This window comes from Aquimarina celericrescens (assembly GCF_042682765.1).
GTDB lineage: Bacteria > Bacteroidota > Bacteroidia > Flavobacteriales > Flavobacteriaceae > Aquimarina > Aquimarina celericrescens.
The window spans coordinates 91799-112066 of the sequence record NZ_JBHUHY010000013.1 but is presented as its reverse complement, the minus strand read 5'-3'; the positions used below and the strand labels follow the sequence as shown (position 1 = coordinate 112066).

The 20268-nt window shown below is 34.5% G+C and carries 27 protein-coding genes; 16 read left to right on the top strand and 11 right to left on the bottom strand.

From position 1 onward, the window contains the following. Positions 1–12 precede the first annotated feature (12 nt). Complete coding sequence (locus ACFSJT_RS12165) at positions 13–564, bottom strand: lipid-binding SYLF domain-containing protein (protein ID WP_378320549.1); 552 nt, start codon at positions 562–564, stop codon at positions 13–15. A gap of 239 nt (positions 565–803) precedes the next feature. Here ACFSJT_RS12165 and ACFSJT_RS12160 point away from each other — a divergent pair, with 239 nt between their 5' ends. The 3 genes from ACFSJT_RS12160 to ACFSJT_RS12150 are packed head-to-tail and all read left to right on the top strand — an operon-like array spanning position 804 to position 2280. Next, on the top strand, positions 804–1340 hold the full coding sequence (locus ACFSJT_RS12160; protein ID WP_378320548.1) for a flavodoxin family protein: 537 nt from the start codon (positions 804–806) through the stop codon (positions 1338–1340). A gap of 16 nt (positions 1341–1356) precedes the next feature. Further along, entirely contained in the window at positions 1357–1752 is a 396-nt protein-coding gene (locus ACFSJT_RS12155) for a DUF302 domain-containing protein (protein WP_378320547.1), read from the top strand. 27 nt (positions 1753–1779) lie between these two features. After that, complete coding sequence (locus ACFSJT_RS12150) at positions 1780–2280, top strand: hydrolase (protein ID WP_378320546.1); 501 nt, start codon at positions 1780–1782, stop codon at positions 2278–2280. Between the two features lie 158 nt (positions 2281–2438). On the opposite strand, the gene ACFSJT_RS12145 is transcribed toward ACFSJT_RS12150, so the two are convergent. Next, a complete protein-coding gene (locus ACFSJT_RS12145; RefSeq protein WP_378320545.1) occupies positions 2439–2957 on the bottom strand; it encodes a hypothetical protein in 519 nt (172 codons plus the stop codon). A 401-nt stretch (positions 2958–3358) separates the two neighbouring features. Between ACFSJT_RS12145 and ACFSJT_RS12140 the strand changes: the two genes are divergently transcribed. Continuing rightward, positions 3359–4033: a DUF4332 domain-containing protein gene (locus ACFSJT_RS12140; protein ID WP_378320544.1), complete on the top strand. Its 675-nt coding sequence runs from the start codon at positions 3359–3361 to the stop codon at positions 4031–4033. Between the two features lie 15 nt (positions 4034–4048). Here ACFSJT_RS12140 and ACFSJT_RS12135 read toward each other — a convergent pair whose 3' ends face one another. From ACFSJT_RS12135 to ACFSJT_RS12120, 4 genes are read right to left on the bottom strand one after another with little or no spacing between them, the layout of a single operon-like run. Further along, complete coding sequence (locus ACFSJT_RS12135) at positions 4049–4543, bottom strand: hypothetical protein (protein ID WP_378320543.1); 495 nt, start codon at positions 4541–4543, stop codon at positions 4049–4051. Continuing rightward, entirely contained in the window at positions 4543–5208 is a 666-nt protein-coding gene (locus ACFSJT_RS12130; RefSeq protein ID WP_378320542.1) for a peroxiredoxin, read from the bottom strand. The genes ACFSJT_RS12135 and ACFSJT_RS12130 overlap by 1 nt, the downstream gene beginning before the upstream one ends. A 26-nt stretch (positions 5209–5234) precedes the next feature. Further along, entirely contained in the window at positions 5235–5996 is a 762-nt protein-coding gene (locus ACFSJT_RS12125; protein WP_378320541.1) for an SDR family NAD(P)-dependent oxidoreductase, read from the bottom strand. An 18-nt stretch (positions 5997–6014) separates the two neighbouring features. Then, complete coding sequence (locus ACFSJT_RS12120) at positions 6015–6638, bottom strand: WG repeat-containing protein (protein WP_378320540.1); 624 nt, start codon at positions 6636–6638, stop codon at positions 6015–6017. Between the two features lie 170 nt (positions 6639–6808). On the opposite strand from ACFSJT_RS12120, the gene ACFSJT_RS12115 reads away from it, so the two are divergent. Together ACFSJT_RS12115 and ACFSJT_RS12110 are read left to right on the top strand one after the other, a co-directional pair. Next, positions 6809–7072: an SHOCT domain-containing protein gene (locus ACFSJT_RS12115; protein ID WP_378320539.1), complete on the top strand. Its 264-nt coding sequence runs from the start codon at positions 6809–6811 to the stop codon at positions 7070–7072. A gap of 35 nt (positions 7073–7107) precedes the next feature. Further along, entirely contained in the window at positions 7108–8037 is a 930-nt protein-coding gene (locus ACFSJT_RS12110) for a hypothetical protein (RefSeq protein ID WP_378320537.1), read from the top strand. A 9-nt stretch (positions 8038–8046) separates the two neighbouring features. Here ACFSJT_RS12110 and ACFSJT_RS12105 read toward each other — a convergent pair whose 3' ends face one another. After that, positions 8047–8319 (bottom strand): acylphosphatase, encoded by a 273-nt coding sequence (locus tag ACFSJT_RS12105; RefSeq protein WP_378320536.1) that lies wholly within the window; start codon positions 8317–8319, stop codon positions 8047–8049. Between the two features lie 293 nt (positions 8320–8612). Here ACFSJT_RS12105 and ACFSJT_RS12100 point away from each other — a divergent pair, with 293 nt between their 5' ends. The 3 genes from ACFSJT_RS12100 (at position 8613) to ACFSJT_RS12090 (ending at position 11277) form a co-directional block, all read left to right on the top strand. Next, complete coding sequence (locus ACFSJT_RS12100; RefSeq protein WP_378320535.1) at positions 8613–9251, top strand: class I SAM-dependent methyltransferase; 639 nt, start codon at positions 8613–8615, stop codon at positions 9249–9251. Between the two features lie 163 nt (positions 9252–9414). Next, positions 9415–9828 (top strand): archease, encoded by a 414-nt coding sequence (locus ACFSJT_RS12095; RefSeq protein ID WP_378320534.1) that lies wholly within the window; start codon positions 9415–9417, stop codon positions 9826–9828. Then, the gene (locus ACFSJT_RS12090; RefSeq protein ID WP_378320533.1) at positions 9829–11277 is read left to right on the top strand and encodes an RtcB family protein; all 1449 of its coding nucleotides are present in this window, start codon (positions 9829–9831) and stop codon (positions 11275–11277) included. Here ACFSJT_RS12090 and ACFSJT_RS12085 read toward each other — a convergent pair. Genes ACFSJT_RS12085 through ACFSJT_RS12075 form a run of 3 tightly spaced genes read right to left on the bottom strand, consistent with a single transcriptional unit; the run spans position 11267 to position 13749 of the window. Beyond that, the gene (locus tag ACFSJT_RS12085) at positions 11267–11908 is read right to left on the bottom strand and encodes a phosphoribosyltransferase (RefSeq protein WP_378320532.1); all 642 of its coding nucleotides are present in this window, start codon (positions 11906–11908) and stop codon (positions 11267–11269) included. The genes ACFSJT_RS12090 and ACFSJT_RS12085 overlap by 11 nt on opposite strands. Further along, on the bottom strand, positions 11901–12557 hold the full coding sequence (locus tag ACFSJT_RS12080; protein ID WP_378320531.1) for a dienelactone hydrolase family protein: 657 nt from the start codon (positions 12555–12557) through the stop codon (positions 11901–11903). Before ACFSJT_RS12080 ends, ACFSJT_RS12085 begins: the two co-directional genes overlap by 8 nt. A gap of 10 nt (positions 12558–12567) precedes the next feature. Next, a complete protein-coding gene (locus tag ACFSJT_RS12075; protein ID WP_378320530.1) occupies positions 12568–13749 on the bottom strand; it encodes a DUF8173 domain-containing protein in 1182 nt (393 codons plus the stop codon). Between the two features lie 167 nt (positions 13750–13916). Here ACFSJT_RS12075 and ACFSJT_RS12070 point away from each other — a divergent pair, with 167 nt between their 5' ends. The 6 genes from ACFSJT_RS12070 (at position 13917) to ACFSJT_RS12045 (ending at position 18667) form a co-directional block, all read left to right on the top strand. Continuing rightward, a complete protein-coding gene (locus ACFSJT_RS12070; RefSeq protein ID WP_378320529.1) occupies positions 13917–14516 on the top strand; it encodes a flavin reductase in 600 nt (199 codons plus the stop codon). Next, positions 14513–15688, top strand: coding sequence for a M20 family metallopeptidase (locus tag ACFSJT_RS12065; protein WP_378320527.1), 1176 nt, complete (start codon positions 14513–14515; stop codon positions 15686–15688). The genes ACFSJT_RS12070 and ACFSJT_RS12065 overlap by 4 nt, the downstream gene beginning before the upstream one ends. Further along, positions 15685–16704, top strand: coding sequence for a hypothetical protein (locus tag ACFSJT_RS12060; protein ID WP_378320526.1), 1020 nt, complete (start codon positions 15685–15687; stop codon positions 16702–16704). The genes ACFSJT_RS12065 and ACFSJT_RS12060 overlap by 4 nt, the downstream gene beginning before the upstream one ends. A 99-nt stretch (positions 16705–16803) precedes the next feature. Then, positions 16804–17397, top strand: a complete 594-nt coding sequence (locus ACFSJT_RS12055; protein WP_378320525.1) for a hypothetical protein — start codon at positions 16804–16806, stop codon at positions 17395–17397. A gap of 87 nt (positions 17398–17484) precedes the next feature. Further along, a complete protein-coding gene (locus ACFSJT_RS12050; protein ID WP_378320524.1) occupies positions 17485–18000 on the top strand; it encodes a hypothetical protein in 516 nt (171 codons plus the stop codon). Positions 18001–18034: 34 nt separating this feature from the next. Further along, positions 18035–18667: a hypothetical protein gene (locus ACFSJT_RS12045; RefSeq protein ID WP_378320523.1), complete on the top strand. Its 633-nt coding sequence runs from the start codon at positions 18035–18037 to the stop codon at positions 18665–18667. Positions 18668–18685: 18 nt separating this feature from the next. Here the strand turns inward: ACFSJT_RS12045 and ACFSJT_RS12040 are convergent, their stop codons facing one another. Continuing rightward, complete coding sequence (locus tag ACFSJT_RS12040; protein ID WP_378320522.1) at positions 18686–19135, bottom strand: DUF2267 domain-containing protein; 450 nt, start codon at positions 19133–19135, stop codon at positions 18686–18688. 237 nt (positions 19136–19372) lie between these two features. On the opposite strand from ACFSJT_RS12040, the gene ACFSJT_RS12035 reads away from it, so the two are divergent. Further along, positions 19373–20212 (top strand): universal stress protein, encoded by an 840-nt coding sequence (locus tag ACFSJT_RS12035; RefSeq protein WP_378320521.1) that lies wholly within the window; start codon positions 19373–19375, stop codon positions 20210–20212. Positions 20213–20268 lie beyond the last annotated feature (56 nt).

Sequence of the window (20268 nt, the reverse complement as noted above, 5' to 3'; positions counted from 1 at the left end):
AGTATTCATGGATTACTTTTTTGGTGTATACTTGAAATGTTGGCCACCAATAGAAGCCTCAACCATTACTCCTCCTTTGGTTGATGTAAATACAGCTACGCCTTCCTGATAGGCAACATCGACTGAAGCTCCTTCTTTTAAGACCACAGCCGAGGCTTGAGCGTCGAACTTTAATTTTCCGTTGGTGAAACGTTCAAAAAACTCCTGATTTTCGAAAAAGATCACCTCACTGTATTGCTGTCCTCCAAATTGCAAACCAAATGATGCTTGTTTCAATTTTGCAGTCCCTACAACCTTCTTATTTTTATACACAACACCATTGCCAATAGCACCACCTATAGTTATTGCAGCTTTGGTCACTTTGGGAAATACAGCGTATCCATAGGATTGATCGCGATAAGACTTCAGTTTAGGTGTTTTTTTGATCATTGCTTGTAGTGCTTCTTTCGCCTCGTTTTCTAGTTCAGGATTCCATCCTCCTATTTGCGCATTTATTGTTGAAGGCAATACAAAACTTAATAGTACTATTGCGATTTTTAAATCTTTAAATTTTAATGTTTTCATGACATCTGATTTTTAAGGTTGAAATTAACTCTCGCTATAATGTTTTTGAGCTAGAACTAAAATAGGCTACCCTAATTAGTAATAATATGATTATGGTCATGTTGTTAGCAGAAGAACTGGCATAACTTGATTTCTTTAGCCAGAGAAAGTCATTCTTGACCTGATCAAAATCATTTTTTTTGTGGAGATGGTTAACTAATTTATGTTTTTAACACGCTACTCATAAAAACACAATAATAATGAAAACACTTATCGTCTATTTTTCGTTCACGGGGAATAATGAATTATTAGCCAATGCCATGGGCAGGGATCTGGAGGCAGATGTATTGCAGATTACAGAACCTAAAAAACGTGGGATGTTTAGGATCATGACGGATATGCTGTTTAATCGTTTTCCAAAGATTGATACTCTCAAGATCTCCTGGAAAAAGTATGATCGTATTGTTTTGATGGCTCCGATCTGGAACTACCTGATTGCCCACCCTATGAAATCTTTCATCAAAAACAATAAGGAATCTCTAAAAAGCTATTCGTTCATCACACTTTGTTCTGGGCGAGATACACAAAAGGAAAAGATTGCAAAGCAATTAAAAAAGTTAGTCAGATATGAACCACAAGCAATCATAGAATTTGAGATCTTGAAACTGCCTACATACAAAGAGCAAAAAGATTCGATGTATAAGGTAACTCAGGATGATTTAAACACTTTTAGGCAAGAGGAAGTATACCAAAAGCTTCTAAAATCTCATTCGGCCAAAGAAGAACTGTTACAATAATATAACTTATCGAACCATGGACTATTATTTTATTACCATATTAAAAGGAGTTGCATTTAATGAAGCTGTAGAAAGAGTAATTCATGAGCTTAAAAATGAAGGTTTTGGGGTGTTAACAGAGATAGATATGAAAGCTACATTAAAAAGAAAATTAGACGTAGATTTTTATAATTATAAAATTCTTGGAGCCTGTAATCCGCCATTTGCATATAAAGCTTTGCAAGCCGAAGACAAAATCGGAACTATGTTACCTTGTAATGTAATTATTCAGGAAAAAGAAAAAGGCAATGTTGAGATATCTGCTGTTGATCCTGCAGCCTCTATGATGGCTGTTGGTAACGAAGAATTAACTATCGTTGCGGAAGAAGTAAGAGATAAATTAAAGAAAGTCGTTGCGAGTTTAACCTCATGAATTCTATAATTTGAAAAACGAAATGATATGAAAACCGCACCTGAAATACTAAAGGAAGAATGTTGTCCTTTATTCAATGCAGAAAAATGGGATGAAAAAACATTGGTTTGGGATGAAAAACCATTTATTAAGGCATCAGTTCCTGCGATATTTCATATTCCTTTTCGCAAAATGTTGGGTAAAAAGATCACAAAACTTATGCAATTGGCAGAATACCAAGATAGTTTAGAAAAAGATAAAACCGATACTTTGTTACTATTTAACGATCCGCATCCTTTTAGGTCAGATATGTATCTTTCTGTAAAGGGAAAAGTTCCAAAAGCCAATAATGTACATCTGTCTGGAGAGTTTATCACCAAAGTCTTTGATGGTCCATACCGTGCCATACCTATATTTATAAAAGAAATGGATCACCAACTTCAAATTCAGCAGAAAAAGGCAAAAAAGTATTATGTGCATTATGCATATTGCCCCAAATGTGCTGAAGAAAGAGGTTATAATTATATGATATTGTTTGCAGAGACGTAAAATTATCATATGCCAAAATATTAGGAGAAACATTTTAGAAAATGGCAAAAAAGAATATTATATAAACTTAAGAAGATATTCATTCTTCTATTAAATTTCTCAACGCCTATTTGGCAATGTAACGAAGACACTTATTTCATTACAACACCTCTTTACATTTAATTTCTTACTAATTCTAAGTTGTAGCTGGCAGGATCTTCTACATCATCTTCATTAAAATCATAGGTTGATTCTCCTCTTAATGTTAGATTATTACCATTTGTGCTAAGTTCTATGAACCAATAATTGTACTCTTCAGGATCACTATCATAACCAATAACAAGCCATTCTCCTTCAAAACCAAGCGGACCTGTAAAAACATCATCAGCTCTGGTTGGACGTTTAATTGTAAGAGTGTAACGCCCGTTTGATTGGACCGTCAGGGTAACAGACCCTCCTTCATCTATAACATCCACTGATAAAGGTTGAGAATCAGGAGTAAGGTTTCCAATCAGCACACTTGTGGCTGTCCAACTTCCTGAGATATCACTTATAGAGATATTAGCACCAACTAAGGAAATTTCATCGTCATCATCACTTCCACAAGAGATAAAAGCTAGTAGAACTGATAAGAGTACAACAAGATATAACGCATATCTCGTTCCTTCTGGAATGTGGTAATTGTTTAGTGTTTTCATTTTTTACTGGTTTATTTTGTTGTTGAACTTGAGATGAACCAACTATTAAAAGACTTTTTTATAGTAAAGAGTACTAAGATTCTTTACATAAAAATTTTTATAAGTTAAATAGAATAGAATGGTTTTCCCTAAGTTTAAATATATTGAAAATAGATATTTATCTAAATGACTAAAGTCAGCTTTAAAAAATGATTTCCAGAATAGAAGGCTCTCTATTCTATTAATTGAGCTTGATTACTAATACATTACTTTGATGAAAGTCATTGGTAATAAAACAAAAGCCGTCTATCTTGCAAAAACAACATAAATACATATATGATGAAGTTTACAGAAGAGACATGTCATAATTATATAGTGCTATTTACGGAATTGAGTTAATCACACCAATTAGAGAAGAAATTATGGGGTATTATATAGATTTAGAACAAATTAGTATCGAGGATTATGGGAATATCTTAAGATCAACCCATCTGATCCCTAGCTGGAAGATTTTAAAAGAAAACATGGATATAAATCTTGAAACCATTAAAAAAAAGGGGATTCATAACCTCCGGCAGTTACAAGAAACGCTTAAACAAAAAGATGATCTTCAGGAATTTTCAAAACAAAGTGGTCTGCCCGAACAGTACCTTACAGTATTGCGAAGAATGATTAATGGCTATCAATCAAAACCCAATAGGATTAAAGATTTCCCTGAAACTTCAAAAGACATAATATTAACATTAGAAAAAACTGGAATTAAAAATACGCGTCATTTGTATGATAAAATAATAACTCCAAATGACAGAGCGCTACTTTCCAAACAAACGGGAATTGGGGATCAAGAGATTTTAAGACTTACTAAATTGACAGATCTTTGTAGAATTCGATGGGTAAATCACACCTTTGCTTATGTTTTATATGAAGCGGGATATGATACTGCAGAGAAAGTGGCAAACGCTAATCCCGAACTTCTATACGACACGATAAAACAATTGAATGCAGAGAGAAAATTTTACGCGGCTCATATTGGATTAAATGATATGAAAATGCTTGTGGAGTCAGCAAATATGATATCCCTGGATATAAAATATTAATGAGTTATTTTCCTGTTATTGCAAACTATCTCTACTTCGAGTAGTTCTACTTCTCGTACTCCTACTATTGTCTCTGCTTCCTTCGGTGGCCCTACTTTTCGTACTTCTACTTCTAGAAGTATTATTTCTATCGTATCTACTTCTGCTATCATATCTGCTACGGCTATTATATCGATTGGTGCTATGATAACTGCGTATGTTATCCCCGCGATAATTACGAATACGAACATATCTGGACCTCCTTAAATTGATATCATTAAAACGAGGAGGTAAAACCATTACTGTAAGCCATACTCCATTGTCGAAATATGTATAATTTCTTAGATGGATATCATAATAAATCTGATACTCCGGAAAATAGATATATCGTACTACCTCGACTCTATTAGGATAAAACCATACCGGAGGAGGTGCATCGGGTCTAGAAGAAATAACTACGGGACCACAACTTCCTATGAGTAATATACCCATAGGAATAATTAATAGTTTAAGGATTATGAATCTTTTCATCAATTTAAATTTAACTCCTTTCTTGCCAGATAAAAATCTACTTTTTCACAAGAGGTATCCTGTATTCTATCTTCCATTTCTTCAAGGGTTTTTGGTGGTGGCACGATCACTTTATCTCCTTTTTTCCAGTTTAATGGCAAGGCAACTTTATGCTTGTCTGATACCTGAAGTCCTTCTAGCACTCTCAAAATCTCATTCATATTACGTCCAACGTTAAGAGGGTAATACATAATAAGACGGATTTTGAGATAGGGATCGATAAAGAATACGGCTCTTACAGCTGCTGTTTCACTCTCGTTGGGTTGCAACATACCATATAATTTGGCAACCTTCATATCCAGATCGGCAATGATCGGAAAGTCAAGGTAGACTCCTGTTTTTTCACGTACATTGTTTACCCAGGCTAAGTGAGAATGAATACTATCAATACTTAATCCTATTAACTTCGTGTTAAGTGCTTCAAACTCTTGTTTTCTCTCTGCAAAACCACTAAGCTCTGTTGTGCACACCGGAGTAAAATCAGCAGGGTGAGAGAATAATACGATCCATTTCCCTTCAGCAAACTCAGAGAATTTCATTTTACCTTGTGTAGTTAACGCTTCAAAATCTGGGGCATCATCACCAATTCTGGGCATTGTGTTTATTTCTATTTCTTTAGGTTCCATAATTTTTAGTTTTATTTTTTAACATATTAAGCTACAATCATTCCTCCATCGATTACCTGTGTTGTTCCTGTGATATATTTACTTTCATCAGATGCTAGAAATAATACCAGTTCTGCAATTTCTTTTGGATCTGCATATCGCACAAAGGGAATTATAGTTTCAAACCCCTCTTGAGCTTCCTTTGGATTATCAGGAGAAATATCTTTTTCAATAGATCGCATCATACGAGTATGAACAGGTCCGGGATGTACAGAATTCACTCTAATATTACGGTCAGCAAACTCAAGAGCTGCAGTACGCATGATTCCTAATTCGCCATGTTTGCTGGCTACATAAGGACCCAAACCTTTAAAGCCTTTGAGGCCTGCTACAGATGAGGTAATGATAACACTGCCCCCATCAGTCATTTTTGGAATTACATATTGGCATCCCAGCCAAACTCCTTTCAAGTTTACTGCCATGATCCTGTCAAAAATATCTTCGGGATACTCCAAAATTGGAGTAACTGTACCCACAATTCCGGCATTATTAAAGAAGATATCAATTTTACCAAAGGCAGACAAGGTTTGTGATACATAGTCTTTTGTGTCTTGTGATTTAGAAACATCTGAGACACAATAGGCTGCATCAGCAGTATTGAATTCTTGAATCGTAGCTTTTAATTCACTTTCTGCAATATCTACTAGCATTACTTTTGCTCCATGATCCAAAAATAATTTGGCAGTCGCTTTTCCTATCCCTTGACCACCACCAGTTATAACAGCAACCTTATCTTTTAACCTGTTCATTTTTTAAAATTTTTAAGATTAATTAGAAGAATTCAATGTATATAGTTGCCATCCACTATCTTTAGATTTAGACGCGACTAAGTTCGGAGATAAAAAATAAGACTGTATCATTGGTGGTTTTCTAAGTCTGTCTTTCTTATAAACCAAATGAACAGGACCTATTAAAAAGGTTTTTTGAGCCCCCAAATGATCAATAACTATTTCGTCATAACTATAAGACACTACTTTTTTATCCAAAAGATCGTTTCTTCCTAATTCTTCTTTAGAAACTTTAAGAACGATAGCGTGCCCGTTATCAAAATTGGTAGCGTTTAGATATTCTGGTTTAATTACAATTTCTCCAGTGATATCCATATAACCATAGTAAACAATACCGTTAATTTTTTGTGTAATCAAACATCTGCCATCGCTGAAATAGGGATAGCTAGTAGTTTTGTTCTTTGTTTTGGATTTCACCAAATCTTCTCGGTAATCGATTACAATATCCCCTTTAGTATTGATAAATGCCCATTTATCCCCTTTTCTGACTGCTGCCAATTCTTCATGAAAAGGAGTTACCTCATCTATGTTTTTCAAGATTTGTGATACCCCTATAAAAGGAAAAACAATCAAACATATTAATAAAATGCGTATACTTTTCATTTCAGTGTGTTTTAAGAATTATCGTCTTAAAAATACCATCTGTTACAGGAGAATACAATGAGAAATGTCATATAAATCAGAGTAATAAGTTTTGGTATTAATGACGTAAGTCATAATTTTTCTAGTGAAGTCTTGCTACCTTTAATACAATAACCAAAACACGAAAGTTTATGAATCTTATTAATCTGCATCAAGGGAGTATGCATTGGGATGGTTGGTATACTTTCCCGATCATCATGGGTTTTGTAATGATACTTTTCTTTTTTCTCTTTTTAAGTCGAAGGAGTTTTGGAGGGTCATGGCGTCGCTTTGATGATTATCATTATAGAAGAAGAACTTCAGAAACAGCACTTGAAATACTTAAAAAGAGATATGCCAAAGGTGAAATTGACAAAGATGAGTATGAACAGATACAAAACGAATTACTAAAGTAAATGATCTTTCTTATGAATTCGATATTTAGATTAAGATGAATGATCAGGAAACCTTACAATGGTTACTTAAAGGTGATGTTTCAGTTAAGTATCAGGTTAATCGTGATTTACTCTTAAAAGAGCAAAAGGACCTTCAGGAAAAAATAGCAGTAGAAGGCTGGGGGGCAAAATTTTTATCAAAACGAAGAGGTGGCGAACATTGGGGTAGGTCTTTCTATCAACCCAAATGGACGTCTACACACTATACGTTAATGGATTTGCGCAATCTATGTATCTCTCCAGGTAATTTACCCATAAAAGCATCTATTGATAAGATATTAAGAGAGTGTAAAGCTGACGATGGTGGAATATATCCGAATGCAAAAAAAAGTGATGCCTGTATCGATGGAATGTTTTTGAATTATGCAAGTTATTTTAAAGCTAGTGAAGAACAGTTAAGGTCAGTAATTGATAATTTATTGAATGGGTTGATGCTCGATGGTGGATTTAATTGCAGACTATATCGTTCTGGTGCCAAGCACAGTTCGCTACATACAACACTTTCGGTATTGGAAGGTATGACCGAATATGAGCGTAACGAATATACTTATAGATTACCAGAAGTTAAAAAAGCAATACAATCGTCGAAGGAGTTTATACTACTACATCAATTTTATATTTCTGATAGAACAGGAAAAATTATTAATAAGGACTTTCTTAAACTAAGTTATCCCAGAAGATGGCGGTATGATATTCTTAGTGCTTTGGATTATTTTCAATACTCAAATACAAAATGGGATCAAAGAATGCAACCTGCTATTGATGTATTACTGAAGAAAAGAAATGCAGATGGTACCTGGAATGTACAGGCCAAACATCCGGGAAAAACTCATTTTGATATGGAAAAAGCAGGTAAACCAAGTCGCTGGAATACCTTGAGAGCTTTACGGGTATTAAAACATTTTGGAATTGTAAAAGGTTTTTAAGAGCTATTCTCAATGCAAAATCTCAAAATCTTGGTATGCTTTGACCTGTGATTCTTCAAAAATCACGTCATCAACGTTTGCAAACTCTGGTCCAATGGCACACCATTTTATTAAAGATTGAAGTTGATTTTGACTTCCTTCAGCTTCGATATACACATCGCTGTTGGAAAGATTTTTTACAAATCCTGTAATACCCAATTCGCGGGCTTTATCTTGTGTACTTTTTCTGTACCAGACCCCTTGTACTTTTCCTTTAACGGTGATATTATAATGTTTTAGCATAACCATGTGACTTAAATACCAGATATTCAAAAGTATCTTTCTAATACACTACAAATCTATAGCTTCAAAAAGTAATAAAAAAGCAAAACAAATGTATGATTATGTTGAAGCTTGACCATTGTCATATTTTAAACAACTAATTTACAATATATTAAAGCTTATTTATAATCCTTACATAATTAGACAATATCTCTTTTGAAGGTTATAGATCAAACATACCCTTTAATGGATTGTTATCACTGACATTTCATTTGATACATAAGAATAAACTTGTAAATTAATTATTGATAATCATGATACAAACAGAAATATTTAACAAGAATGTTGAGGCATATGAAGCTTGGTATGAAACCTATCACGAAGTATATATGTCTGAAGTTGCAGCTATACGAGAGCAGCTTTTGAAATTACCAGAAAATATTAGAGGAATTGAAGTAGGTCTTGGTACAGGAAGATTTTCACAACCGCTGGGAATTAAGGAAGGTATAGAACCTTCTGCAGAAATGGCAAAAAAAGCAGTGAAGAGAGAAATAGAAATTATGCAAGGAGTGGCAGAAAACCTTCCTTACAGTGATATGCAATTTGATTTTGTTTTGTTTGTCACAGTTTGTCATTTGGATAATATCAAAAATGCATTTCAAGAGGCTTATCGAGTTTTAAAGTCAGGAGGGTCTATCATAGTTGGTTTTTTAGATAAAAATCAAAGCATTGCAAAACAATATGAACAAAAGCGGAAACAAAGTACTTTCTTTAGGAATGCAATTTTTTATTCAACAGAACGTATTCAGAAATTAATTCGGGAAATAGGATTCAGAGATTTAGAATTTAATCAGACTTTGTTTGGAGATCTAGATGAAATTAAAAAGATTCAAGTGCCAAAAGAAGGGTTTGGAGAAGGTTCTTTTGTAGTTGTAAAAGCAATCAAAAAATAAAAAACCAGAACAGATGAAACGAACATTAATAAATTCTAGATATTATTTCACAAAAGGAAATGTTTAAAATTTTTAATGAGAGAACGAAACAAAGTGGAGTGCTTACATTCGTTCTAAATTTTTTAATTCATTTATTTTCAATTAATTAAAAATATTTAAACGTATGAAAATTGAATATCTTCCACATACCGCAGACATTAGGATGAAAATAGAAGATTTATCTATGCAGGATTTGTTTTTGACTGGACTAAAAGGGATGAACAATATTTTGCAAAAAGGATTTTGTGACCAAATTCACAGGTTTTATTGTAGAACTCGAATTGAAACACATTCGTTAGATTATACAAATTTATTAGTTGATTTCCTCTCTGACATCTTATCGCTTTCTTGTACAGAAAAAGTAATTTATTGCAGGATTCAATTTATAGAGTTTTCAGAAAGTAATATTGTTGCAGATATATTTGGAGCACCTGTCAATTCTTTTGATCAAGAGATCAAAGCGGTCACCTATCACGAAGCAGACATCTATAAGAATTCTAATGATAAATGGGAAACAAACATAGTTTTTGATATTTAAATGAAAAAGGTTCAAAAAAAGGATATAAAAAAGGTAGAAGACTATCTGTGGGAGGTGCCAAAATCTTTTAGAGAAGATATGTTGGTTCCAGCAAGAATACTAGCTTTTGAGCATATGTTGGATGATATCCTAAAGGATAGATCCCTTAATCAACTTATTAACGTAGCAACCTTACCAGGGATTAAAGTAGCATCTTTTGTAATGCCCGATGTACATGAAGGATATGGTTTTCCTATAGGTGGGGTTGCAGCTACACAATATCCCGATGGTGTAATTTCACCTGGTGGTATTGGGTATGATATAAATTGTGGCGTTCGATTGCTTGTATCAGAGCTTCAGATAGAGCAGATCAAGGATAAGGTGGAAGTATTGTCTAAAGAGATGTATCATCAGATTCCATCGGGAATGGGAAAAGGTGGACAAATTAAACTTTCGATCGAAGAAATAGACAAAGTGCTAACCCAAGGTGCAGAATGGGCCGTTGCCAGGGGTTATGGGTTGCAAGAAGATTTGGAGTATATCGAAAGCAATGGAAAGTTAGATGATGCCGATTCTGCATTTGTTTCTGATATGGCTAAAAAAAGAGGTGCCGATCAATTAGGTACTATAGGTTCTGGGAATCATTTTGTTGAAGTAGATTACATAGAAGAAATTTATGATGAAGCAATAGCAAAGGTGTATGGATTGTATAAAGGCCAGGTGGTTGTTTTAATTCACACTGGTTCCAGGGGATTAGGTCATCAAGTGGCTACAGATTATATACGTACGATGATCAATGCTATGCCAAAATATAATATTAAACTACCAGATAGAGAATTGGCTTGCGTACCCTTTAATTCTGAAGAAGGGCAGCAATATTTTAAAGCCATGTGTGCTGCGGCAAATTTTGCCTGGTGTAATAGAGAGGTTATTTCTTGGGAAGTCAGAACTGCCTGGGGAAACATTTTTAGAAAAGAAAAGAAGCCATTAAAATTGTTGTATGATGTAGCCCATAACATCGCTAAGATTGAAACCCATAGGATTAAGGGTAAAGATCGCAAGGTAATTGTACACCGAAAAGGTGCTACTAGGGCATTTGGGCCAGGTTTCAAGGAACTGCCTAATAGATATTCTGACGTCGGACAACCAGTCATTATTCCGGGTAGCATGGGAACCTGTTCTTATATCCTGGCAGGAGCCTCAAGTGAGAATATTACCTTTGGCTCATGTTGTCACGGGGCAGGAAGGAGGTTATCCAGGACCGCAGCCAAACGGCAAGTAAATGCTCCTGTACTTAAGGAAGCCCTAAGAGAAAAAGGTATTTTTGTAGAGGCGGGTTCATTTAGAGGGATTGCTGAAGAGGCTCCTATAGCGTACAAGGATGTTAATATGGTGGTAGAAACGGTAAGTGCATCTGGAATTGCTAAAAAAGTCGCAAAATTAAAACCTGTGGCTGTTGTTAAAGGATAGCCTTATTACATTCTTCCAGTATTCGAATAGCTTCTTCATCGGTTACCGTATTAAACTCATCATAAAACTGACCAACAGCCCTAAAATTATTGGGCGTATGTAAACAAATTACTTCATCTACATGAGCAGAGCTTTTTAATTTTTCAACAGCTGTTGCTGGTGCCACAGGGACAGCAACTATAATTTTGGCAGGTTGATTTTGATATATCAGCTCAATGGTAGCAAGAATGGTGTTACCCGTTGCGATTCCATCATCTACAATAATGACCGTTTTATCCTTTAAATTTTGAGGTTTTAGATTTTTATAATACTGCTTTTGACGATGAATCAACACTTCTCGTATTCGTTTTGTTTCCTCCTCGATATATTCTTCAGAAGCTTCAAGGGCAGCACTCAATATTCTACTGTTAAGGCTTACAGCTCCTATTGCATATTCTTTGTTGTAAGGATGTCCAATTTTTTTGGTAAGTGCAACATCAAGAGGTGCTTCTAATACCCTTGCTACAGCTGCACCCAGAGGCAAGCCCCCACGGGGGATGGCTAAAACTACCACAGGCTTATCTTTGTAGGAGTGCAATTCTTTTGCTAACTGCAACCCTGCTTGTATTCTATCTCTAAAAGTATTAATCATCTTCTACTGATATTTTCTTAATAAACCAATGAGCAGAAATATTTGCGACTTCTTCAAGTTTTCCTGGTTCTTCAAAAAGATGTGAGGCTCCCGAAATAATCTTTAGCTCACGATCACATTGTAATTTTTGATATGCTTTTTGATTTAATTGAATAACGATATCGTCTCGACCTCCTACAATCAATAAAGTAGGAGCGGTTACTTTATTTAGTTCTTTCATAGCAAGATCTGGTCTGCCTCCTCTCGAGATAACAGCGCTAATATCACTGCCTAAAGAAGCAGCAGCTCTTAATGCAGAGGCAGCACCCGTACTTGCGCCAAAATACATCATTTTTAAACCTTTTGTATCGGTATAATTCTTAACCCAATTAGTTACGGCGATTAATCTTTTGGTTAATAAATCTATGTCAAATCGATTTTCATAAATGGTGTCTTCCTGTTCTGTTAACAGATCAAATAACAAGGTTGCCAATCCTTTTTCTTGCAATACTTTAGCAACATAATTATTTCTTGGGCTTAGTCTGCTACTTCCACTCCCATGTGAGAAAATTATAATTCCCAACGGGTTTTCAGGAATGGTGAGGTTACCTTGTAAAACAACATCACCAATCTTAATTGAAATCGGTTTATGTTTATCTTGTAGGATCATATTTTTTATTTTAAGTACTCAATTTTAATGAAGCTTTATACCGCAATAAGGTAATAACTAATGCACCATAACCTACTGCAAGAATAAGGAAAGAAATGATCCCACCAAGGAAGGGTACAAAGGTTACCAAGCGTATAATTATAGCAATGGCAAGTGCTAAGAAAATAATAGTCCAGAAATTCCAGGATTTCTCATTCTTGTTATTTAGGTAATGAGATATAAGCAATGCCGCTACCAAATGACCAAATAATAAACTGAATAGATAAAGGGTGGTTAGAAATAACCCAACCGGGATCCCGATAACAATTATAAAGGTAACCACAATCAATAGTGGTACTCCTATAAGATAGGCTACCCCATTTCCCAAACTTTTAAAAAGATCCTTATCTAAGTTGCCAACAGCTTTTGAAAACCAATTTTTAAATAATGCATTAAAGAGTAGAATAATTAAAAAGGCAGAAAGAATATAGAATATCCAAAAACCTAAGGCAGCGGCACCAAAAAATCCCCAGGAAAGTTTCTTTTCCTTTCTGGCAAGATCTTCATTGAAGTTAGCAGAAGCTTTGACAAGAGAGTTTTTAAAGTCTACATCACGATTTTCTGACCAATATTCTACATCGGCATAGAATTTTGCATTATCTCCAATTTTGATGGTTTCTGCAACTATTTTAGATGGGCCTCGCACTTCTCCATTTATAATGACCGTTCCTCCATAAAATGTTGCTTCCTTAGCTATTATACCATTCAATGTGATTTCACCACCACATACTTTGGCCAATCCTTTTATTTCACCATCGATGTCTAATTTACCAGAGCAAGCAATGAGATTACCCTGTACTGTAGTCTCTTCTGATATCATAATTTCACCTCCAGCTGCTACCAGATCATCACCCACATCACCATCGATAGTTAAGCTTCCGCCAGCAGTACGAATATCGTCTCCCACATATCCCTGGATTACTATTTCACCTCCTGCAGCTATTAAATCCTGACTTATAGAATCTTTTGAAGTAATACTTGCACCTGCAGTGACCAAATCTCCATTTACTTTAGCATTTATTTTTACATTTTCACCAGTAAGATATATATCGTCATCCTGTTCATTTGATACAGTAACTTCTTCTTGAGCTTCAAACTGGGCAATTGAGAAAATGGGTAACAGTAAAGCAAATAACAGTATAATAGTTTTCATGTTTTTAAGGTTTTGGTTGTGGTACTCAATGTATTAATAACATGAGTATTAAAATATGATATTGGTCATTTGACTTTGGTTTTTTAAGGGGAATAAGATGATAAAAATCAGTTTCTTAACTAATCGCCTTTTGTACCTTGATCACCTACAAGATCAAGGATATGAACATGCAAAAGGATTTCATTACATTAAATACGTCTTATCCCATTTGGAGTCACTTTTTTACGGTAGCTCCTTTGATTATTATTGGAACTAAAGAAGATAATGGATATGATATGGCCCCAAAACATTTAGCAATGCCTGTTGGTTTTGATAATTACTTTGGCTTTGTTTGTACGCCAAGACATGGTACCTATCAAAATATTTTAAAGCATAAAGAATTTTCGGTAAGTTTTCCACTGCCTAGCCAGGTATTGCTGGCTTCACTCAGTGCTTCACCAAGAACCAAAGGTATTTCAAAATCAGATCAGATAGTTTCTGCATTACCTACTATAAAAGCGAGTGTAATAGACGCACTATTAGTTGTTGATTCTTACCTGCATCTGGAGTGTAAGTTGTTTAAAATTATTGATGGATTTGAGGAGAACAGCATCATAACTGGTAAAATTAGTGCAGCATCAGTGCACCCAAACTATTTAAAAGTTTCTGAAAAAGATGAACAAGAACAACTAAATAAACATCCATTATTAGCTTATGTTGCCGATGGACGTTTTGCCAGAATTTCTGAAACATTCAATTTTCCTTTTCCAAAAGATTTCTCGCGATGAAAAATAATAAAGACATAGTTGATATTATACGAGGTTATCTTACTACAAGTGAAGAGGAAATGTTGATTTTCTTGAAAAAATTGGTAACAATTGAATCACCTTCCACTTCTATTAAATCACAACATCAAATCATTGATTTCCTTAAAAAAGAGTTTGAAGAGATTGCATATAATACGCTACATGTTCCAGGAAAAAAAACAGGCGGATATCTATATGCACGTCCCAAAAAGAGAGATAAACAATTTCCCTTACAGCTTTTAGTTGGGCACTGTGATACGGTATGGCCTTTGGATACAATAAAAGAAATGCCCATAGTCAATAAGAATAATGAAATTAGAGGTCCTGGAGTCTATGACATGAAAATAGGCCTCACTCAAATAATTTTTGCATTGCGTGCAATTAAAGAGTTGGGGTTACCTTTGCCTGTGAATCCTGTTGTTTTAATTAATTCTGACGAAGAGATCGGGAGCAGAGAATCGACTAATGCTATCAAAAGACTAGCCAAGATCTCTATTAGGGCTTATGTTTTAGAACCACCTCTTGGCTTGGAAGGAAAGATAAAAACAGCCAGAAAGGGTATAGGTCGGTTTATAATTACGGTTAAAGGAAAAGCGGCACACGCAGGCTTAGATCCCAAGAAGGGAATTAACGCCATTGTAGAACTATCACATCAGGTGCAAAAACTCTATGCAATGAACGATTTTGAAAGAGGAATCACTGTAAATGTTGGAATGATCGAAGGAGGTATTTCGCCTAATGTTGTAGCACCAGAAAGTAGAGCAATAGTTGATGTAAGAGTACTTAATGCAAATGATGGCGAATATATTACCAAGAAAATTAAATCTCTAAAGCCAAATCTTCCAGACGTAGAATTACAGGTTGAAGGAGCCATTAAAAGACCGCCTATGGAAAAAACCATACGTAATCAAGAGTTGTGGAAAGTAGCAAAAAGTAAGGGAGAACTTTTAGGTATTGATTTGCAGCAAGCCACTGCAGGAGGAGGTTCTGATGCTAATACGACAAGTCAGTTTACAGCTACATTAGATGGATTGGGAACCCCTGGTGATGGAGCCCATGCTACACATGAATATATTTTTCATCATAAAATTGTCGAAAGAACAATCTTACTTACACTTTTACTTCTTGAACAACCTTTAAAAACTAAAAAATGAAGCATCGATTTATATATACATCTCTCACCCGAATTTCTGATCTTCAGGAAAAAGGGTTTACATTAAAAGCGTTACCTAAAAAACAATGGAAAACTGGCGACTATGTAATTTGTAAGATTCTGGATGCAGGTAGTAATACTCTAAGTCTCGAGCTTCCTAACGGAAGAATGCGCGGTGTTATGGGAGGTGAATCTATCGTTGGAGCATTAGGCGAACGGTTTGCAACATTAGAAGCCACGGGAACCTGGAAAAAGGTTGAAGATGATCTTGAAATGGATGTATTAACAGGTGCCGGCTTATTAGGAAAAATGACTTCAAAGTCGGTTTTTATTCCTAATATGATGAAAGTAGCTTATGTTGCTCATGCCTTCAGGGGAGCAGAAAGACTTACAATGGACACCTTTGTTGAGCCTTTAAATGAAATGCGATTTACCACTCCAACCGTTCTTTTTGTTGGTACATCGATGTCTGCAGGCAAGACCACTTCGGGCCGTATTGTAACCAATCTGTTTAAATTGGCAGGATTAAAAGTAGTAGGAGCTAAACTCACAGGAGCAGGACGTTATAAGGATATTCTGGCATTTAAAGATGTGGGCGCCGATGCTGTGGTGGACTTTGTAGATGTTGGATTGCCATCCTCAATTTATCCAAGAGAAAAATATAAAAAAAAACTGAAACAGTTAATGAGTAGAATCGAATCCCATAAAGCAGATGTAGCAGTTATCGAAATAGGAGCATCACCTCTAGAACCATATAATGGAGATATAGCAATTAATACGATAAGAAAGCAAATAAAATGCATAATTCTAAGCGCTTCAGACCCTTACGCCGTTTATGGACTGATGAAAGCTTTTAATATTACACCAGATATTGTAACCGGGATTTCAACAAATACACTTGCAGGACGAAAAATGGTTGAAGAGTTATGTGCTGTGAAAGCGCTAAATTTGATAGATCCAACAACGACTAATGAATTAAAAAGAATTGTATCTTCAAAAACCGGTTTTTCGCTTTAAAAAACCATGTAATTTCAAATACAACATATCCCTGAAGTATGATAAAGATCATATCATATGGTATGATATCCCAGTACATTGTTCGTTCAATACACAAAGATGAAAAAATTAATAAACATACTCTTTTTATGTGTAGTATTTATAAACGTACACGGACAAACGGCTCCACAGAAAAATAAAGAGAATACTGAAAAAACAAAAACTTTCTTGCCTAAAAAAATCGTCATCATTGGTTTGACAGATAATATCGAAGCGCGTAGGACTTTTGAAACAAAAATGAAAGAAAAGCTAACAGCTTATGACATTGATGCTTATGAAAGTATAAAGGTTTCAACAATGCTTTTTACTGAAATCGATAAAGCCGAACAAGAACTGAATGAACTCATAGGGATAATTGCAAAAATGGATTTCGATAGTTTTATGATAACTGCTGTAACCAGAGTTGATGAAAAGCAAGATACCATAGAAGGAGGGCGGTTGGGAAACTATAAAATATATCACCTAGAAACTGATATTTACACTTTTGAAAAAGAAAAGATCTCACTATTATGGGGATTGTGTCTGGATATATATGATTATCAATTGGTACAGCTTAAAATAGAAGATTATGTGGATGCAATAGTACTTCAAATGCAAAATGAGCGAATTGTCCCAAAAAGTGATGAACCAAAACAACTTCAGGTCACAAATTAATAATCGGGTGATTATAAGATGATTTTTGTCATATTTTTCTTACTGAGAGTTCAATATTTTAGTGAGTGACCCTTAAAGCACACAAAAATGAAACGTCCAAAAAAAGTATTATGGATCATCCTATCGGTTATCGTGCTATTTTTCCTGTTTTCGATATGGTACAAATACGAGTACTCGATGGAAGTAGTAGAGGCCTACGAGGTAAATACTCCTGATTTTGATCGTAAGCTTCTTATTGCGACACAAGGCAGTACTTTTAAAGATAGTATTACTAACAAACTTGTAAATCACTATAAATCAGATTCAATATTTATTAAAGTTATCGATGTTTCTTCTTTAGTTGATATAAAACCAGATGAATATACCGGGATTGTTATTATGCATACTTGGGAAAATTGGAAACCACCTTTTGTAGTAAGAGAATTTATAGAACAAACAATTGATCAACGGGACAAAATAGTGGTGTTAACCACTTCTGGAGAAGGGACCTATAAGATGGCAGAAGTTGATGCAATAACCGGTGAATCTAATCTTGAAGAAATTTCAAACTATGCCAAAAAAATGATAACAAGAACCGAACTAATCCTAAAATCCAAAGACTGATTTTCAATAATCAATAAATAATAAATAATAAATAATGAAAAAAATAATTCTAGTTGTAATGATAATCCTAATCTCGGGATGCTCATCTGTAAGAGTGGTAGATAGCTGGAAAAATGAAACAGTTTTATTTTTTAAACCACAGAAACTTCTTGTTCTCGGAGTAACGCAAAATCTTACTGCACGTAAAATTTTTGAAGAAAGCCTCAAGGAAGAGTTTGTAAGTCGTAATATCAATGCATACGAGAGCACTATGATTTTTGATGAATCATTTACAGATTCTAAAAAGACTGAAGAAGAAGTCAACACAATGATAAAAGATCTTTCTGAAAAAGGTTTTGACGCTGTCATTATAACTGCAGTAAAAGGGGTTGACGAACGAAGAAGTTATGATAGAGGATATTATACCGTGGGATATAGCTGGACTCGTTTTGGTGGTTATTATTACAGATTTCAAGATGTATACTACAATCCCGGATATTATGATGATTATAAAGTTTACCACGTAGAAACCTCTATTTATAATATTAACGAAGATGACAATAAATCGTTAGTATGGGTAGGGGCATTGGATATTGTAGACCCACAAGGTATTACAACTACTGTTAATGAGTATGTAAATGCAATCATAGCTACCTTAGAACGTGAGCGAGTAATTACGAGACTCTAACGGTTAATTACTTACTTTCTAAAAAAATGATTTATCAAAAATTATATTCTTTAAGTTTTTAGGCAATTCGTCTCTGATATCTTCCATTTCTCCTGGTGAAATATATTTTCGCAATACGAAGAATGTAGTTTGGATATAATGTTCTGCTACCTCATTTGATTCAAAATCATATATAGAAGTAACTCCATCATGAGATCTAACCAGATCAATAAATTGTTCCATATGCTTTATTTTATTCTTTCGTTGCTTTGCAGTCCATCCATTTACATAAACAGCTTTTAGAAACATAGGCAACTGTGATAGTAATTGTAATGACTCTTCAATAGATATAATTTCTCGTAATCCATGAAGCACAGAGGATAAAATTCGTGCTGCTTTATCTGGATTGTCCTCTAGGTTTAATTCTTCTGCATATTCCTTTAAAAAGGTATTCGCTTCTTTTGCATATTGATTAAAATTGAGTGCCATAATGAACAGGTTTTTGGTTTCTAAATTGCTTTAAGTGTTTGATAAATAAAGTTATATACTTTGATGAAAGATTGTTATGATAATTGTCATATTATTTAAAGATAACATCATCTAATTTTGAAAATATATTAACAGAAAACAATGAAATGAGCATAATTTGAGTAATTCCTTATGAAGAGATATTATTAGTTATGCGAATTACATCTGACAATTTAAAAAACAATAAAGACCATACAGATGAAAAAAATTCTTGTACCCATAGATTTTTCTGAATATTCAGAATATGCATTGCAAGCTGCAGCAACTATTGCAAAAAAACAAAATGCTGAAATTATTGTATTGCATATGCTCGGGTTGTCTGAAGCTGTACTCACCAAAAATGAAGGCCAGGAAGTAGCAGAAGCAATGTACTATATGAAACTTGCTGAAAAACGATTCGCAACTTTTTTGGATAAAGACTATTTGAAAGGAATCAAAGTAACCGAAACAGTACAGAATTATAAGATCTTTAGTGAAATTAATGAAGTAGCACATGAAAATGATGTAGATTTGGTTGTGATGGGGTCTCACGGTGTAAGTGGTTTACGAGAAGAAGTTTTTATTGGATCTAATACAGAAAAAGTGGTTCGTACTTCTGATATTCCTGTTTTGGTCATTAAAAACCCAGGAGATAATTTTAAAATGGACGAAGTGGTATTTGCATGTGATTTTAAAATGGAAAATTTACGCCCATATCATAATGCGATGAAGCTGTTTGAATCCCTTGGTGCTAACGTACATTTATTATACGTAAATCTACCTGGAGAGCGATTTAAAAGCACTAATCAAATGGAGGATAGAGTAAAAGAATTTTTGTTCAAAGCAGATGCCGGTAATCTGGAAGTGCATGATAAGGTCGTATATTATTGCGATTATACTGTTGAAAGCGGAGTCTTTAACTATAGTAATAAAATCGATGCAGATGTGATTGCAATCCCAACACATGGTCGAAGGGGATTAGCACATTTCTTTAGCGGAAGCATAGGAGAAGACATAGCTAATCATGCTAATAAGCCTGTATTAACATTTAAGATTTGAATATTCCAAATACCAAAAGATAACGTTTGAATCACTACTGTCATATTGAGCCCTTA

What these genes read in the sequence shown, in the direction of transcription:
- ACFSJT_RS12115 (WP_378320539.1), top strand. Translation starts at nt 6,809, where the DNA reads ATGAATCTTATTAATCTGCATCAAGGGAGTATGCATTGGGATGGTTGG.
- ACFSJT_RS12035 (WP_378320521.1), top strand. Translation starts at nt 19,373, where the DNA reads ATGAAAAAAATTCTTGTACCCATAGATTTTTCTGAATATTCAGAATAT.
- ACFSJT_RS12155 (WP_378320547.1), top strand. Translation starts at nt 1,357, where the DNA reads ATGGACTATTATTTTATTACCATATTAAAAGGAGTTGCATTTAATGAA.
- ACFSJT_RS12050 (WP_378320524.1), top strand. Translation starts at nt 17,485, where the DNA reads ATGAAACGTCCAAAAAAAGTATTATGGATCATCCTATCGGTTATCGTG.
- ACFSJT_RS12060 (WP_378320526.1), top strand. Translation starts at nt 15,685, where the DNA reads ATGAAGCATCGATTTATATATACATCTCTCACCCGAATTTCTGATCTT.
- ACFSJT_RS12165 (WP_378320549.1), bottom strand. Translation starts at nt 564, where the DNA reads ATGAAAACATTAAAATTTAAAGATTTAAAAATCGCAATAGTACTATTA.
- ACFSJT_RS12120 (WP_378320540.1), bottom strand. Translation starts at nt 6,638, where the DNA reads ATGAAAAGTATACGCATTTTATTAATATGTTTGATTGTTTTTCCTTTT.
- ACFSJT_RS12105 (WP_378320536.1), bottom strand. Translation starts at nt 8,319, where the DNA reads ATGCTAAAACATTATAATATCACCGTTAAAGGAAAAGTACAAGGGGTC.
- ACFSJT_RS12130 (WP_378320542.1), bottom strand. Translation starts at nt 5,208, where the DNA reads ATGGAACCTAAAGAAATAGAAATAAACACAATGCCCAGAATTGGTGAT.
- ACFSJT_RS12055 (WP_378320525.1), top strand. Translation starts at nt 16,804, where the DNA reads ATGAAAAAATTAATAAACATACTCTTTTTATGTGTAGTATTTATAAAC.
- ACFSJT_RS12160 (WP_378320548.1), top strand. Translation starts at nt 804, where the DNA reads ATGAAAACACTTATCGTCTATTTTTCGTTCACGGGGAATAATGAATTA.
- ACFSJT_RS12045 (WP_378320523.1), top strand. Translation starts at nt 18,035, where the DNA reads ATGAAAAAAATAATTCTAGTTGTAATGATAATCCTAATCTCGGGATGC.
- ACFSJT_RS12150 (WP_378320546.1), top strand. Translation starts at nt 1,780, where the DNA reads ATGAAAACCGCACCTGAAATACTAAAGGAAGAATGTTGTCCTTTATTC.
- ACFSJT_RS12140 (WP_378320544.1), top strand. Translation starts at nt 3,359, where the DNA reads ATGGGGTATTATATAGATTTAGAACAAATTAGTATCGAGGATTATGGG.
- ACFSJT_RS12065 (WP_378320527.1), top strand. Translation starts at nt 14,513, where the DNA reads ATGAAAAATAATAAAGACATAGTTGATATTATACGAGGTTATCTTACT.
- ACFSJT_RS12100 (WP_378320535.1), top strand. Translation starts at nt 8,613, where the DNA reads ATGATACAAACAGAAATATTTAACAAGAATGTTGAGGCATATGAAGCT.
- ACFSJT_RS12080 (WP_378320531.1), bottom strand. Translation starts at nt 12,557, where the DNA reads ATGATCCTACAAGATAAACATAAACCGATTTCAATTAAGATTGGTGAT.
- ACFSJT_RS12075 (WP_378320530.1), bottom strand. Translation starts at nt 13,749, where the DNA reads ATGAAAACTATTATACTGTTATTTGCTTTACTGTTACCCATTTTCTCA.
- ACFSJT_RS12040 (WP_378320522.1), bottom strand. Translation starts at nt 19,135, where the DNA reads ATGGCACTCAATTTTAATCAATATGCAAAAGAAGCGAATACCTTTTTA.
- ACFSJT_RS12125 (WP_378320541.1), bottom strand. Translation starts at nt 5,996, where the DNA reads ATGAACAGGTTAAAAGATAAGGTTGCTGTTATAACTGGTGGTGGTCAA.
- ACFSJT_RS12070 (WP_378320529.1), top strand. Translation starts at nt 13,917, where the DNA reads ATGCAAAAGGATTTCATTACATTAAATACGTCTTATCCCATTTGGAGT.
- ACFSJT_RS12135 (WP_378320543.1), bottom strand. Translation starts at nt 4,543, where the DNA reads ATGAAAAGATTCATAATCCTTAAACTATTAATTATTCCTATGGGTATA.
- ACFSJT_RS12145 (WP_378320545.1), bottom strand. Translation starts at nt 2,957, where the DNA reads ATGAAAACACTAAACAATTACCACATTCCAGAAGGAACGAGATATGCG.
- ACFSJT_RS12110 (WP_378320537.1), top strand. Translation starts at nt 7,108, where the DNA reads ATGAATGATCAGGAAACCTTACAATGGTTACTTAAAGGTGATGTTTCA.
- ACFSJT_RS12095 (WP_378320534.1), top strand. Translation starts at nt 9,415, where the DNA reads ATGAAAATTGAATATCTTCCACATACCGCAGACATTAGGATGAAAATA.
- ACFSJT_RS12090 (WP_378320533.1), top strand. Translation starts at nt 9,829, where the DNA reads ATGAAAAAGGTTCAAAAAAAGGATATAAAAAAGGTAGAAGACTATCTG.
- ACFSJT_RS12085 (WP_378320532.1), bottom strand. Translation starts at nt 11,908, where the DNA reads ATGATTAATACTTTTAGAGATAGAATACAAGCAGGGTTGCAGTTAGCA.